Origin of the sequence: Undibacterium sp. WLX3042, assembly GCF_049544825.1 — a bacterium.
Classification (GTDB): domain Bacteria; phylum Pseudomonadota; class Gammaproteobacteria; order Burkholderiales; family Burkholderiaceae_D; genus Undibacterium.
The window spans coordinates 59881-74459 of record NZ_CP186698.1 but is presented as its reverse complement, the minus strand read 5'-3'; the positions used below and the strand labels follow the sequence as shown (position 1 = coordinate 74459).

General features: G+C 52.3%; 17 protein-coding genes. 7 read left to right on the top strand and 10 right to left on the bottom strand.

Annotated features, from left to right (window positions below):
* Positions 1 to 73: 73 nt before the first annotated feature.
* The 3 genes from dnaJ to can all read left to right on the top strand — a co-directional run bounded on the left by dnaJ (position 74) and on the right by can (position 2873).
* Entirely contained in the window at positions 74 to 1192 is a 1119-nt protein-coding gene (dnaJ, locus tag ACPAOP_RS00375) for a molecular chaperone DnaJ (RefSeq protein WP_423708894.1), read from the top strand.
* A gap of 287 nt (positions 1193 to 1479) precedes the next feature.
* On the top strand, positions 1480 to 2088 hold the full coding sequence (locus ACPAOP_RS00370) for a chalcone isomerase family protein (RefSeq protein ID WP_423708893.1): 609 nt from the start codon (positions 1480 to 1482) through the stop codon (positions 2086 to 2088).
* A 116-nt stretch (positions 2089 to 2204) separates the two neighbouring features.
* Positions 2205 to 2873 (top strand): carbonate dehydratase, encoded by a 669-nt coding sequence (gene can / locus ACPAOP_RS00365; RefSeq protein WP_423708892.1) that lies wholly within the window; start codon positions 2205 to 2207, stop codon positions 2871 to 2873.
* A gap of 21 nt (positions 2874 to 2894) precedes the next feature.
* Here can and ACPAOP_RS00360 read toward each other — a convergent pair whose 3' ends face one another.
* Positions 2895 to 5072, bottom strand: a complete 2178-nt coding sequence (locus tag ACPAOP_RS00360) for a virginiamycin B lyase family protein (protein WP_423708891.1) — start codon at positions 5070 to 5072, stop codon at positions 2895 to 2897.
* A 233-nt stretch (positions 5073 to 5305) separates the two neighbouring features.
* On the opposite strand from ACPAOP_RS00360, the gene ACPAOP_RS00355 reads away from it, so the two are divergent.
* Genes ACPAOP_RS00355 through ACPAOP_RS00345 form a run of 3 tightly spaced genes read left to right on the top strand, consistent with a single transcriptional unit; the run spans position 5306 to position 6218 of the window.
* Entirely contained in the window at positions 5306 to 5548 is a 243-nt protein-coding gene (locus tag ACPAOP_RS00355; RefSeq protein ID WP_423680914.1) for a TIGR02450 family Trp-rich protein, read from the top strand.
* Positions 5527 to 5709 carry a hypothetical protein gene (locus ACPAOP_RS00350; RefSeq protein ID WP_423708890.1) on the top strand — a complete coding sequence of 61 codons (183 nt, stop codon included), beginning with the start codon at positions 5527 to 5529 and terminating at the stop codon, positions 5707 to 5709. Before ACPAOP_RS00355 ends, ACPAOP_RS00350 begins: the two co-directional genes overlap by 22 nt.
* Positions 5710 to 5729: 20 nt before the next feature.
* A complete protein-coding gene (locus ACPAOP_RS00345) occupies positions 5730 to 6218 on the top strand; it encodes an SDR family NAD(P)-dependent oxidoreductase (RefSeq protein ID WP_423710043.1) in 489 nt (162 codons plus the stop codon).
* 20 nt (positions 6219 to 6238) lie between these two features.
* Here the strand turns inward: ACPAOP_RS00345 and ACPAOP_RS00340 are convergent, their stop codons facing one another.
* The 9 genes from ACPAOP_RS00340 to ACPAOP_RS00300 form a co-directional block, all read right to left on the bottom strand.
* Entirely contained in the window at positions 6239 to 6898 is a 660-nt protein-coding gene (locus ACPAOP_RS00340) for an ABC transporter ATP-binding protein (RefSeq protein WP_423680916.1), read from the bottom strand.
* Positions 6895 to 7602 carry an ABC transporter permease gene (locus ACPAOP_RS00335; RefSeq protein ID WP_423680917.1) on the bottom strand — a complete coding sequence of 236 codons (708 nt, stop codon included), beginning with the start codon at positions 7600 to 7602 and terminating at the stop codon, positions 6895 to 6897. The genes ACPAOP_RS00340 and ACPAOP_RS00335 overlap by 4 nt, the downstream gene beginning before the upstream one ends.
* 9 nt (positions 7603 to 7611) lie before the next feature.
* Positions 7612 to 8424, bottom strand: coding sequence for a 3-methyl-2-oxobutanoate hydroxymethyltransferase (panB, locus tag ACPAOP_RS00330; RefSeq protein WP_423680918.1), 813 nt, complete (start codon positions 8422 to 8424; stop codon positions 7612 to 7614).
* 63 nt (positions 8425 to 8487) lie between these two features.
* Positions 8488 to 8835, bottom strand: coding sequence for a DMT family protein (locus tag ACPAOP_RS00325; protein WP_423680919.1), 348 nt, complete (start codon positions 8833 to 8835; stop codon positions 8488 to 8490).
* Positions 8836 to 8917: 82 nt separating this feature from the next.
* Positions 8918 to 9397 (bottom strand): 2-amino-4-hydroxy-6-hydroxymethyldihydropteridine diphosphokinase, encoded by a 480-nt coding sequence (gene folK, locus ACPAOP_RS00320; protein WP_423680920.1) that lies wholly within the window; start codon positions 9395 to 9397, stop codon positions 8918 to 8920.
* Entirely contained in the window at positions 9397 to 10764 is a 1368-nt protein-coding gene (gene pcnB / locus ACPAOP_RS00315; protein WP_423708889.1) for a polynucleotide adenylyltransferase PcnB, read from the bottom strand. Before pcnB ends, folK begins: the two co-directional genes overlap by 1 nt.
* The gene (locus ACPAOP_RS00310) at positions 10761 to 11438 is read right to left on the bottom strand and encodes an HAD family hydrolase (protein WP_423708888.1); all 678 of its coding nucleotides are present in this window, start codon (positions 11436 to 11438) and stop codon (positions 10761 to 10763) included. The genes pcnB and ACPAOP_RS00310 overlap by 4 nt, the downstream gene beginning before the upstream one ends.
* A gap of 17 nt (positions 11439 to 11455) precedes the next feature.
* Positions 11456 to 12130 (bottom strand): DnaA regulatory inactivator Hda, encoded by a 675-nt coding sequence (hda, locus tag ACPAOP_RS00305; protein ID WP_423708887.1) that lies wholly within the window; start codon positions 12128 to 12130, stop codon positions 11456 to 11458.
* The gene (locus tag ACPAOP_RS00300) at positions 12127 to 13212 is read right to left on the bottom strand and encodes an AI-2E family transporter (protein WP_423682246.1); all 1086 of its coding nucleotides are present in this window, start codon (positions 13210 to 13212) and stop codon (positions 12127 to 12129) included. The genes hda and ACPAOP_RS00300 overlap by 4 nt, the downstream gene beginning before the upstream one ends.
* A gap of 154 nt (positions 13213 to 13366) precedes the next feature.
* On the opposite strand from ACPAOP_RS00300, the gene purM reads away from it, so the two are divergent.
* A complete protein-coding gene (purM, locus tag ACPAOP_RS00295) occupies positions 13367 to 14410 on the top strand; it encodes a phosphoribosylformylglycinamidine cyclo-ligase (protein WP_423680924.1) in 1044 nt (347 codons plus the stop codon).
* Positions 14411 to 14579 lie beyond the last annotated feature (169 nt).

Sequence of the window (14579 nt, the reverse complement as noted above, 5' to 3'; positions counted from 1 at the left end):
TCATCACTCGCCGGGTGGCTCGCGCTTGCGTTGCTGGCCCGGCGTTTGCGCTTAATACAGAGGTTAACAAGAGATGGCGAAGCGTGATTTTTATGAAATTCTCGGCGTCGGTAAAAACGCTTCAGAAGACGAAATTAAAAAGGCTTATCGCAAGCTGGCGATGAAGTACCATCCGGATCGTAATCCGGACAACAAGTCTGCCGAAGAGAAATTCAAAGAAGCCAAAGAGGCTTATGAGATGCTTTCCGACAGCCAGAAACGGGATGCCTACGACCGTTACGGTCATGCCGGTGTTGATCCGAATATGGGTGGCGGCGGTGGCGGCGGTGCAGGCGGTTTTGCGGATGCGTTTGGAGATATTTTCGGTGATATTTTCGGCGGTGGTCGTCGTAGCGCGGGTCCTCAGGTGTATCGCGGTGCTGATTTGCGATACAACCTTGAAATCACACTCGAGCAGGCTGCTAACGGGTTTGATACAACGATACGCGTACCTAGCTGGGATGAGTGCGATACTTGCCACGGCTCGGGTGCAAAACCTGGTACGTCACCGGTAACGTGTACTACTTGTGGCGGCCATGGTCAGGTACGGATGCAGCAAGGTTTGTTCAGTATTCAGCAAGCCTGTCCTAAATGTCATGGCACCGGAAAAATGATTCCGGATCCATGTACTGTCTGTTCGGGTGTTGGTCGCATCAAACGCAATAAAACGCTGGAAGTCAAGATTCCTGCAGGGATAGACGATGGTATGCGTATCCGTTCATCGGGTAACGGTGAACCTGGCGTCAACGGCGGACCTCCGGGTGATTTGTATGTGGAAATACACATCAAGCAGCATCCTGTATTCCAGCGTGAGGGCGATGACCTGCATTGCGAGATTCCGATTTCCTTCGTGAAAGCGGCTCTCGGTGGTGAGATTGAAGTGCCGACATTAAGCGGTAAAGCCTCATTCACCATCCCTGAAGGTACGCAGTCAGGCAAAACTTTCCGTTTGCGCAGCAAAGGTGTGAAAGGCGTGCGTTCAGGATATGCAGGAGATTTGTTCTGCCACGTGGTGATCGAAACACCGGTCAAGCTGACGGAAAAACAAAAGCAATTGCTGAGAGATTTTGAGCAACTGACGGTGGAGGGCGGTGCAAAACACAGCCCTCAGAGCAAAACCTGGATGGACAAAGTAAAAAAATTCTTTGAGTAATACAAGAAAAAAGCCCCGTTGATGTTGAATGGGGCTTTTTTTATACCAGTGGTTCACTGATGCGGGAAGCAGTATTTTCATCAAAGCATCAGCAGGCATCATACGAATAATCTGACTGGTAAATTAGAGAGCAGACTCCAGAATCAGCATGGGCGAATCTTGCGGGAATCGGTTAAGCTAAAGAGCCAGCACAAGAACTACGTTATAAGTAGTGGCAACCGGATTTATCTGCATTATCTGCAAGCCTGATAAGTCTGGAAAAATGAAATTATCAACAGGAGACAAAAATGCGTTGGAATCAATATAAATGTTGGTTGGCAGGGCTGGGTCTGACTTTGCTCAGTACAGCAAATGCGGGCACCGTCGATATTGCAGGTGCCAAGTTTGATGAAACAGTACACGTGGCAGATACCGATCTGAAGCTCAATGGAGCAGGTATCCGTTATAAAGCGATTTTTAAAGTCTACGCCGCCGGCCTTTATCTCAAAGATAAGAAAAACACGGTATCAGAAGTACTTGCTTCGCAAGGCCCGCGCCGGGTTACGATCGTGATGCTGCGCGACCTCAGTAACGAGGATTTCGGTCGCGGTTTTATGCAAGGTATCCAACAAAATACAGACAAGGCAGAAAAAGCAAAACTGACTATGCAGTTTCTTCGTTTTGGTGAGTTGTTTGCTTCCGTTCCAGAATTGAAAAAAGGGGACGTGATGGTTAACGACTGGATTCCGGGTGTTGGAACGGTAGTCTATTTAAACGGCAAAAAAATGGGTGAACCATATCCGGATCTCGCGTTTTACAACGCCTTGCTGCGTATATGGCTGGGTGAGAAGCCTGTTGACAGCGGTTTGAAGAAAGCCATGCTGGCAGAGCATGACGACAGAAGTACCTACCGTTAATTCGCTTTCATCAAGGTTTTAAAAAGCCGTACCTGCATGGGTACGGCTTTTCTATTTCTGCAATCTGCGCACATAAAGGTTAGAATCACGCCTGTTTTTACTCTCAGGGCAGGACGATGACGGAAGAAAAGCGTACCGAATTAACGCCGGAACAGTTATTTGAAAATAATCGTCTGTGGGCGCAGGCCATTTCCAGCCGGGATGCTGATTTCTTTAAAAAACTCGCGGCCCAGCAAAATCCTGAATATTTGTGGATAGGCTGTTCGGACAGCCGCGTACCGGCTAATGAGTTGTTGGGTTTGTTGCCAGGTGAGTTATTTGTCCACAGAAATATTGCCAACGTTGTTGTCCATTCAGATCTGAATTGCCTTTCCGTACTGCAGTTTGCGGTGGATATTCTGGGCGTCAAACATATTATCATCTGTGGTCATTATGGTTGTTCAGGTGTACATGCGGCGATGACCGGACGGCGTGTTGGTCTTGCCGATAACTGGCTGCGTCACGTGCAGGATGTGCATCAGAAGCATGAGCGCTATCTTGGCGAGACACTGAATACAAAACAGCGCGCAGATCGTCTGTGTGAACTCAACGTGATTGAGCAAGTTGTTAATCTGTGCCAGACCACCGTGATTCAGGATGCGTGGGAACGCGGGCAGACGCTGACTGTGCATGGCTGGATCTATGGCATTCAGGATGGCTTACTGAACCCGCTTGGAATGGCGGTCAGTTCGCCGGAGATGCTCGCCACACAGTTTGCGGCGAGCTTGGCGCGTTATCAGGACTAAATCACCCTATTTTTTATCCTTTTATTCAACTCTGATCGCCAGGTCCCGTCCAGATCTGGCCACGTTACCAGCATAGTCCGTAGCAAAAATCCGCAGAATATAATCACCGGCCGCCAGTTTATCTAAAGGCAGGTGAGCATTTCTGGCGTAGCCGTCACGCACCAGATTGCTGGCTTGATACAAAAAGCTGGTTTTTGCGTTGCCATGCACGGTAATGCCGCTGCCTTCGGCATAGGCGATTTTCACAGACGAGCGATCGGGCGGCAACTGATTAAATTCTATCGTCATCACGGCGTTCTCATAACCTGCGACGGCTTTGCCATCCGCATGCAGAAGCTGATAACCTATCTTGTATAAGCCCAGGCGTCTGCGCGACAGATTGTCATCGCTCTGGTCATAGGCATCGACAAGCAGATTCAATGGCGGGCTCCGGCGTGGGATGATGAGGCGATTTTCCTGTTTTCGTTTCAGTGGTTTGCCCTGATCATCGGTGATTTGTATCGACTCAATCACCGGTTCTGTCGCGTCCTTGAAGCCAGGAAACGGTAGTGCCAGAGGATTGATTTCGCCGCTGCCAAGGCTGTAATTCAGATGCACATGGTACATGCGGTTGATGCTGCCTAAAGCATCGCCGGTTTTAAATTTGGTTCCTCGGGGAATTCTGACAGCGCTCGGTTTTCCCTGCATATCGTAGAGGATCTGAAAGCGGCGCGTATCAAGCAGCGCGTCGTCGCGATCGCGTCCTGCTTTCATGTGGATATAAGAAAAATGATCGATATTGATTCCCTCATTCAGCGTGCCATATCCCCACGCATTGACAGGATGACGTACTTTTTCGTCCGCAACGGCATACACGGTCGCCCCCAAGTTGCCTTGTATATCCAGCCCGCTGTGAAAATGATCGCGGGCGTCACCGTCTTTTTTACCACGCACTTCGCCCATCGTGCCGACCACTTCATGTGCTGACTGAAATGGTTTGATCGGCCACGGAAAAGTTTTACCGGCAAACATCGTTTGCAGGTTCAGGTTAGCGACTGGAAATCTGGTTTGCTCGGGCGTTGCTGGTTGTTCTGAGGTCAGCCGGTAAAGCGCTGTTATCGCCGAGTCTGCGACAATGACATCGCCAGTTGCTGTCACCAGCAAGCCGGTTGGCGAAGATAGCCGTAAGATTTTTTCGTCGCCGGCAACGAAGTCAACATCGATGCCCGTAAGGCCTTTGAGTTCGCCTTCGGGTGTGAGGTGCAAAATTCTGCCTTCGCCGTTTTCGCCGATATAAACATGGTCATCATGTGTGACAGCCAGCCCGACCGGACGTCGCATCAGCGCATCTTTATCATTGTCGGCGGATTGCTGCAGCGTGCTGACCGTGCCCGTGGCAGTCAGCTTGCGAATCGCGTTATTACGGGTATCGGCAATGATCAGATCATTATGTGAATTGAGTGCAATGCCGGACGGCGTATCGAATAAGGCATCGCCGGCGGCACCATCCATAAAGCCATTCCGTTTGCCGCCAGCGATGGTGCTGACTTTGCCGTCAGATGATATACGACGGATTTTATCGTTATAAGTATCAGCCACATAGACGTTGCCATCGGCATCGACGGCAACGGCCAGAGGCGCATTCAGTTGCGCTGAAGTGCTGTCGCCATCACGATCACCCGCTTGCCCGTTGCCAGCTAAAGTTGTGACTTGTCCCTGCGCAGAGATTTTGCGTATCGCATGATTGCCGGTGTCGGCGACATACAGATTACCCTGTTTGTCGATGGTGATACCCGATGGTGTATTGAACGTCGCCTGCGTACGTTCGCCATCGGTGAAACCCTCTTTGCCCCCGGCATAGACGCTGACCTGACCATCGGGGGCGATACGGCGTATCACATTGTTGTCTGCTGCATCAGTGACATACAGATTGCCTGTTTTATCCTGTACCACGCCGAAAGGATCAGCAAAGCGTGCCTGCAATGCTGCGCCGTCACGCATCCCCGCGGTACCGTCCCCGGCAAAACGTAAGAGATGCGGATGCCAGTTAAGGGGCGTAGGCTGAAGTGATTTTTTACCCAGTTTTTTGCCTATGTTCGCCATCAGGCCGTCACTGTATTGATCGCCGGAGAATGGTGAAAAAAAGTAAGCACCGCTGCCGAGCAGCAGAGTAATAACCAGCGTTGCCACTAGTGCTGGTTTAGAAAAATGCTTTGCCACCTGAGATTCCAATATAGGGATAAGAGTGACGCAGCTTAGCGTATTTAGTGCCGGATCACCAGTGATCCGGCACGGTCAGCAGCAGATGAAAAATCATGCCAGAATGCGGTCTGGTCTTGTGACTGGCGCATACGCAACACCTGCATGCATACTGGCTTATGGCAGTTTTTCAAGCCAGCAGGCGCATCTTATCCCATGTGTATAAAATGAAGACCTCATCAAGGCGAAATGAGATGAAGACAATGAAAATCAGCCTGCAAGCGAAAAAGCTTTTACTCTCGAAATGGACGGCAGTGCAGGTCGTCAACAAACAAAAACATTTTATTGTCAGCAAGGTGATTCCTCCTGAGCCAGACGCGCCTTCTGATGCCTTGCCGGAGATGGTTGAAATCGAAGCTGTGTACAGTAAAGCAGTGCGTCAGATTCCCTGGCGCGAATTACAGGATGGGCGTTTATGGAAACGGGGCTGGGTATGACGCGGGAGCGGACTCCGGCTGAGCATCAACACCTGGATTCTTTTCCTCACAACTTTCGTGTGCTGGTCGTTGGTGCGAGCGGTGGTATCGGTGCTGCTATGGGTGAGATACTCCATCAACTGCGCCCCGATGCGAAGGTCGAAGGCTTGCACCGGCATTAACGCAGCATGCGCCTTTTCATCTGATCATCAATGCTGCCGGTATCCTGCACACGGCAGATTTTATGCCGGAGAAAAAACTCAACGATCTGCATTACGCACAACTGCGCACGACATTTGAAGTCAATACATTTGGTCCCGCCTTGCTGCTGCGCTACTTTGCGCCTTTGCTGGACCGTCAGCGCGGCGTGATGGCGATGTTGTCGGCGAAGGTCGGCAGCATAGAAGATAATCGCTTAGGCGGCTGGTATAGTTACCGCGCTTCCAAGGCCGCGCTGAATATGCTGATCAAGACTGCGGCGATAGAACTCAGGCGTACTCAGCCAAACGCCGTTTTGCTGGCGCTGCATCCGGGGACTGTCAGTTCCTCTTTATCGCAACCCTTCCGTAGCGCGACAAAAGGGCGACCCGCAACAGAGGCAGCGTATGATCTTTTGCAGGTGATTAATCGTAAAACGCCGGAGGATTCCGGCAGGTTTTATACCTATGCCGATGAGAAACTGCCATGGTGAATCTCATGTCAGCACAGCATTTATGCGCCCGCGGTGCGGTGCTCAAGTTTGCCATCGCGTAATTTCAGGCGCTGCATATCGGGCAGCGCGATCAGCTCACGGTCATGACAAACCACGACCACGCTGCTGCCAGCCTGCGTCAGTGTCGGGATCAGGGCGATCACCTGTTCACGTGCTTCACCATCCAGATTGGCGGTTGGCTCGTCGAGCAACAGCAGACGTGGCTCCAGCACTTTGACGCGTGCCAGCGCCACTCTTTGTTTCTCTCCGCCGGATAAATAACGCGCGTCGTGATCGCTCAGATGCAGGATGCCTGCCCAACACATCGCCAGCGCGACCTGTTTTTCGATATTTTCTGCTTTTCTTAAACGCAGACCGTAGGCGATGTTTTCGGCGACCGTACCGGAAAACATCACAGGATGCTGATGTACATAGACGATATCGTTACGCAGTTCACGCGGATAAGGTGAGAAGGTCGTGACCTTGTCGAGATATCTGACTTCGTCTGTCTGCGCTGATTCCAGTCCGGACAAGATGCGTAGCAGCGTGCTTTTGCCGCTGCCATTCATGCCCGTCAGTACGTAGGCGTGCGATTGTTCTATGTTCAGTTCGGCGATATCGAGCAGGCGGCGCGGCCCGAACGATTTGCGCAAGCCGCGTACGTGTAACAGAGTGCTCATTGTAGTTGCTCCGCATTCCGGGTATCGCCTTGCAACAGCATCAGCGCGGCATTCATGATTAATGCAACCGTGATCAGCACCATGCCGAGCGCAATGCCCTGTGCAAATTCACCTTTACTGGTTTCGAGGGCGATGGCAGTTGTGATGGTACGCGTTTCACCGGCGATATTGCCACCGACCATCATGGCGCAGCCGACTTCCGATAAGACCCGCCCGAATCCGTTGATCAGCGCCGCCATCACACCGAAACGTACTTCATGCAACACCGTCCACATCACCTGGCGACGATTCGCGCCAAGTGTGATTGCAGTTTCCGCCAGACGCGGGTCTGCCGATTGCACCGCGCTCAGAGTGAATGCGGTCAGGACTGGAAACGCAATGATGGCCTGACCGGCAATGATGCCGGTCTGGGTGAATAGCCAGTGCCATGAACCGAGCAAGCCCTGACGGCTTAACAGCAGATACAGCAATAAGCCAATCAGCACCGTCGGCAGCGACAGGGCGGCCTGCACCAGCCAGATCGCGATACGTCGCCCGGGAAACGCATGACTCGCAATGATATAGCCGAGCAGCAGCGCGGGCGGCGTCGCACAGGCTAAGCCTGCGAGCGAGGTTTTAACGGAGACCCAGACAATATTCCACAGCGTTTCATCACCGCTGAACAGCAGAACAAACGCATCATGTATCGCGATGCTGATATTCATCGACGCCAATCAGAAACAGTGTTCCGGACCGGGGAAAGACTGATCTTTCACCGCCGTGACGTACGCCGTGACTGCCGCATCAATACTGGTCTGCCCGTCCATGAAATTTTTCACGAAGCGCGCTTTACGACCCGGAAACACGCCGAGTAAATCATGCATGACCAGTACCTGACCGGAACAATCAGGACCCGCACCGATACCGATGGTCGGAATCGTCAAGGCATCGGTAACTTCTTTGCCGAGTGCGGCAGGAATCGCTTCCAGTACCAGGAGGGTGGCGCCGGCAGTCTGCACCGCGAGCGCCTCTGCCTTAAGTAAATCGGCAGCCGCAGTGGTTTTGCCTTGGACTTTATAACCGCCGAGCTGATGCACCGATTGCGGTGTCAGCCCCAGATGCGCGCAGACCGGAATCGAGCGCTCAGTCAGAAATTTGATGACCGGCAGCAACCAGGTGCCGCCTTCGATTTTCACCATCTGCGCACCCGCCTGTATCAGCGGTACCGCATTGTTATAGGCCGCTTCCGGCGTTGCGTAGCTGCCGAATGGCATGTCGGCGACGATCAGCGCTTTCTGATTGCCGCGTGCGACTGAGGCAGTGTGATAGGCAATGTCAGCAATCGTCACTGGCAGGGTCGATTGGTGTCCCTGACAGACCATGCCAAGCGAATCGCCGATCAGTAATATTTCGACGCCGCATCTGTCCATCAATGACGCAAAGCTGGCATCGTAACAAGTCAGCATCGTGATTTTGTCGCCTTGCTCACGCATCGTCATTAAGCCGGGAATGCTGACTGCTTTACGGTCTTGCAAATATTCCGCCATGTGTTTCTCCAAAAGTAAGGCTGTCATGGGTGATCACTGACAGCATCATCAGGCGTTTGTATCCTAGTTCCTGAAAATAAAATAAACAGCGCCGACCAGACATAAGCCGGCCCAGACGTAATCGAGTTTAAACGGCTGCCCCATATAAAACATCGCAAACGGCACGAATACGATCAGCGTCAGCGCTTCCTGCAAAATTTTGAGTTGTGCCAGACTGTACTGAGTGTAACCGATACGATTCGCCGGCACCTGCAGCAGGTATTCAAACAGCGCAATGCTCCAGCTGACCAGCGCGGCGATCCACCAGGTTTTGCTCGATAAATTCTTCAGATGACCGTACCAGGCGATGGTCATGAACACATTCGACATGATCAGGAGGCCGGTTGTTTGTACGATAACTGGTATTTGCATGGGAGTATCCCGTAAAAACGGCTTAATGTCCTTGATTTTAAAGGGGCTTAAAAAATACTGGGGGGAGTATATTTAAGCTGATTCAGCTCGCAGGCAGCCTGAAAATCGCCTGCTGCGCCACGCCAGAGACAAACGTCTGCGCCAGCCCCTGACCGGGGATATCGATTTCCGGTGCGATTTCCAGCAGCGGCAACAGTACAAACGCGCGTTCTGTCATGCGCGGATGCGGCACACTCAGTTGCTCGGTGGCGATCTGCTGATCCGCATATAACAATAAATCCAGATCCAGCGTGCGCGGCGCATTCCGGTAAGGCCGCTCACGACCAAATGCCTGCTCGATGCCCTGCAAGGCCAGCAATAAATCGCTGGCGCTAAGGCTGGTGGTGACGGCCGCTACCGCGTTCACGTAATCGTCACCGCTGGAATCAATCGGCGCGCTGCTGTACAGCGACGAGGCGCGTTGCAACTGCGTTGCCGGAATCCGGCCAAGGCGGGCGATGGCTTGCCGCACCGTATCCTGTGCATCGCCCAGATTCGCACCGATACCGATGTAAGCCCGCATCATTCCTGCGCTGCCGCCTTACGTGGCGCACGGCGCCGCGGTTTGCGTTTTTTTGCCGCACTGGTACCCGCCGGGGCTTTGGGTTTGCTGTTAATCAGGCGTTCACGTTCATCGGCATCGCCATTGATGAAGGCTGTCCACCATTCGCCGATCTCAGCATCGATCTCGCCCGAGGCGCAACGCAGCAACAGGAAATCATAGGCCGCACGCATGCGCTGATGTTCAAGCATTTTGTACGGTGTTTTGCCAACCCGTTTTTCGAAGCGAGGCTGCATCGCCCAGATGTCACGCATATCGGCGCCAATTTTGCGTTGAATCGCGAGCGCATCTGTTTGCGTATTCAGCACATCATCGGCTGCCAGATGTAGTGCCGGAATCGGGAATTCGCCGGCAGCTTTGTAGGCTTCCCATTTTTCCAGCACCTGATGCCACAACAGCGAGGCGAACAGGAAGCTCGGAGAAACACGTTTGCCCTGTTGTATGCGTTCATCGGTATTCGCCAGTGCCAGTGTGATGAATTTCTCACCCATAGGCTGTTCCAGCACCACGTCAAGCAAAGGCATCAGACCGTGATGCAGGCCTTCTTTGCGCAGCGCCTGCAGACACGCCATGGCATGGCCGCTGGTGAGCAATTTCAGCATTTCATCAAACACCCGTGCAGCAGGTACGTTATTGATCAGCGGTGCCATCACCGCGATCGGCGCCTGCGTTGCCGGATCGATCGTGAATTGCAGTTTTGCCGCAAACCGCACTACGCGCAGCATGCGCACCGGGTCTTCGCGGTAACGCGTCTCGGGTACGCCAATGATACGCAGGACTTTTTTCCGGATATCTTTAACGCCACCATGGTAATCAAGCACTGTTTGCGAAGCCGGATCGTAGTACATCGCATTGATGGTGAAATCGCGTCGCGCGGCATCTTCATGCTGTTCGCCAAAGGTATTGTCGCGCAGCACGCGCCCATGTTCGTCTTTGGGTGCCGCGTCATTTGATGGGCCGCGGAACGTGGTGACTTCGAGCAGATCCTGTCCGAACATCACGTGCACGATCTGAAAACGGCGACCGATGATAAACGCTCGGCGGAACAGGCGTTTGACTTGTTCTGGCGTGGCGTTGGTGGCGATGTCGAAATCTTTTGGTTTTACACCGGTCAGCAGATCACGGACCGCACCGCCAACGATGAATGCTTTGAAACCATTGTCTTGCAGGGTCTGCGTCACGCGAATCGCATTTGCCGATACCAGTTGCGGATTGATGCCGTGCTCTTTTGTGCTCAGCACGGTCGGTTTGCGATTGCTGACGGCAGCTGCAGCAGCTTCCGGGGCGCTTTTTACGCCGAGTATTTTGCGAATAAATTTCTTAATCATTGTTTGTCGAACAGCTGGATTTGAGGCCATCCTTTTGCCAGCGCATGTGCGCTTAATTTTGCATTCGGATTGGTGGCGACGGGATGCGTCACAACCTCGAGTAAAGGAATATCGTTGTGGGAGTCACTGTAAAAATGGCTGCTGCCAAAGTCGCTGAGTTGTTTTTCCTGTTTGGCCAGCCAGTCCTGTACATGGATGACTTTACCGGCGCCCGAAGTCGGCACACCCACCAGTTTACCAGTGATATTGCCGGCAGCATCGAGCTCAGGCTCGGCCGCCAGCAAATGCGGTACCCCGAGCGCCTGTGCAATCGGGGCAGTGACAAAGCGGTTGGTGGCCGTGATGATCGCGATCAGATCTTCCTGATCCTGATGTTTTTTGAGTAAATCAAACGCTGCCGGTAACAAGGCCGGCTGTATGACTTCGTGCATAAACTGCTGATGCAGCTCGTCAATTTTCTTGCGTGGAAACTGCGCCAGCGTACCGAGCGCAAATTCCAGATACTCCACCGGATCAAGCGTGCCGGCCTGATATTGGGCAAAAAAATCAGCATTCCGTTTGGTAAACGCATCTGCATCAACGGCGCCGACACGGCATAAAAACTGGCCCCATTCATAATCGGAATCGATAGGAATCAGGGTATGGTCAAGATCAAATAAAGCGATATTAGGCATGCGGTTGTATTCCGGATTCAGGGCTGTTGTTGCAGCATCAGTTCACGCAGTAGCGGCAGGGTAATCGGACGCTTGGTGACCAGCGAATAATGATCGAGCTGATCCAGCATCGCCGTTAATGAACTCATGTCGCGCCGGTAGTGCGTGATCAGATAGGGTAACACGCCTGCCGATAACTGGATGCCGCGTGCCTGCGCTGCGCGTTCCAGAGCATCGATCTTATCCTCGTCGGTCAGTTCATGTAGCTGATAAATCAGGCCCCAGCCAAAACGGGTGCGCAAATCATCGCGCACATTCAATATCATTGGCGGATGGTTGCCTGCCGCGACCAGAAACCCGCCATGTGCCCGGGCTTCATTAAACAAATTGAAAGCCGCAATCTGGTTCAGTGGCGATAATTGTTCGCAGTCATCAAGCAAGTAAAGGCTGACTTCATCGCTGAAATCAAATGCATCTTCTGGTGCATTGGCGGGGATGTAGCGGGAATCCGGATGATCTGCGAGGGCGTGCAGCAGATGAGTTTTGCCCGCACCGGCTTCACCCCAGATATAAACGGAACGCTCGCCGTACTGACTTGCAATGCGCTGAGAGAATAAGCCCAGCAGCTGAGCCAGCTCGGCATTTTGTCCGACCACAAAGGTAGCAAGAGATGGCAGTTTCTGCGCATCCAGATCGAGTAAAAGTTGCCTCATGGCTGACGATAAAAAGGACTGTTCAGGTAAGAACTGCGTATATGTTTGACGGCAACCGAGATAATTGCTGACGCTGGTAACGCAACCAGAATACCGATGAAACCAAATAACTGACCAAACGCCATCAGGGCAAAAATCACTGTCAGCGGATGCAGACCGATACGTTCACCGACCAGACGTGGCGTCAGTATGAATGATTCAAAAAATTGTCCGAAGCCATAAATGATGCCGACGTAAATCAGGCCGCTCAGATCATTAAATTGTAAGACTGCACCGATCAGTGCCAGCGCCAGTCCTATGCCGTAGCCGAGATAAGGAATAAACACCAGAAAGCCGGTAATGATGCCAACGGGCAGCGCCAGATCGAAACGGGCAATGCTCAGTGCGATTGCGTAGTAGGCAGCGAGTACGATCATGACCAGAATCTGCCCGCGCAAATACTGGGCAAGAATATCGTCCACCTCATTCACGGCATTGTTAGCCCCATGCACCCAGCGACGCGGAATGAAATGCGCAATCCGGTGGATCAGTGCATGCCAGTCCAGCAACAGATAAAACAGTACAATCGGGATCAGTAACAGATTCGCCAGCAGACCGAGCAGGGCAGTACCGCCGACGCGGATAGAAGACAGCACGGCCTTGCCTATAACGTCGCCGCTGCCTGCCATTTGTTCGGTTAGTAAGGTTTTAATCCCGGTGCTGTCGAGACGGATACTGAATCCATAATGTGCCAGCAGCGGTGATATGACCTGATCGAATTTATCAAAAAAACGCGGTATCTGTTCCTGTAACTGCGGCGCTTCTTTTTGCAGGATAGGCACGATAATCAATACCATTGCCAGCGCGGCAGCGATGACAAAAATGATCACCAGTGTTGCGGAGACGGCACGCGGCAGACGCAGATTTTTGTATTTCAGCGCACACAGCTTATCAACCCAGGGGTTGAGTACATACGCGAGGATAGCGGCGACGATGAATGGCATTAACACCGGTCCCAGCAACGACAGCAATAGCAAGAACGCTGCACCGACGATGATCCAGAGTAGAGATTGCTTTTGTTCCGGCGAAAAAGAAAATGGCATTTTCAGATGGCGTGCTTGCAAATAAGTTGTCGGCTTATTACGTGTTGCCCAAATATAGGTCAATACGCAGTCATTTTGTTAAAATAGCGGTTTTGCCGGAGTTTTCTGGCAATTTTCCTATTTTACCGCCTCAAGCCCCCTACTGACGAATATCATGAGCACTTCTACCCCTGTTTCTCTCTCTTACGCCGACGCCGGTGTCGATATGGTTGCTGGCGACGCGTTGGTCGATGCGATCAAGCCTTTTGCAAAACGTACGATGCGTGAAGGCGTCATGGCCGGTATCGGTGGTTTTGGCGCGATGTTTGAAGTCAGCAAAAAATTCAAGGAGCCTGTGCTGGTCTCAGGTACCGATGGCGTCGGTACCAAGCTGAAACTGGCATTTCATCTGAATAAGCATGACACGGTTGGTATCGATCTGGTCGCGATGAGCGTTAACGATATTCTGGTGCAGGGTGCTGAGCCTTTGTTCTTCCTCGATTATTTCGCCTGCGGCAAACTCGATGTGGCGGCAGCCACGGACGTGATCAAAGGTGTGGCTTTCGGTTGCGAACAAGCTGGTTGCGCGCTGATCGGTGGTGAAACTGCTGAAATGCCTTCCATGTATCCGGATGGTGAATACGATCTGGCAGGTTTTGCGGTCGGCGCGGTAGAAAAATCTAAAATCATCGATGGCAGCAAAATTCAGCCGGGTGATGTGATTCTGGGTCTGGCTTCTTCCGGTATTCATTCAAACGGTTTTTCTCTGGTGCGCAAAATCATTGAAGTTGCCAAACCTGACCTGAATGCCGATTTCCACGGACGCAGTCTGGGGGACGCACTGATGGCACCGACACGTATTTACGTCAAACCTTTGCTGGCGCTGATGGAAGCGCTGGAGGTCAAAGGCATGGCGCACATTACCGGCGGTGGTCTGGTTGAAAACGTGCCGCGCGTGCTGGGTGACAAACTGACTGCGGTACTGCATAAAGATGCGTGGACTCAGCCTCCATTATTTACATGGCTGCAACAACACGGCGGTGTGGCAGATGCAGAAATGCACCGTGTATTCAACTGTGGTATCGGCATGGTGGTGATAGTGTCTGCTGCAAATGCAGATGCAGCGATGGCACAACTGAGCGCTGCTGGTGAAACGGTGTATCGCATCGGTGAAATCCGTGCCCGCGAAGGCAATGAACATCCGACTATTGTCGTGTAATAGCAGAACTGACCTGAAACTATCCCGGTGGAGTGCTTGCTCCTGACAGCACTTACCGGGATCATATGTCAGTCATGTATCAAAAGAGCACAATCAGCAAAATCATTTTCATACCCGAGATATCCGTACTCTGATCTGGTGAACCGGATAATTAACTTGCTCATTGTTA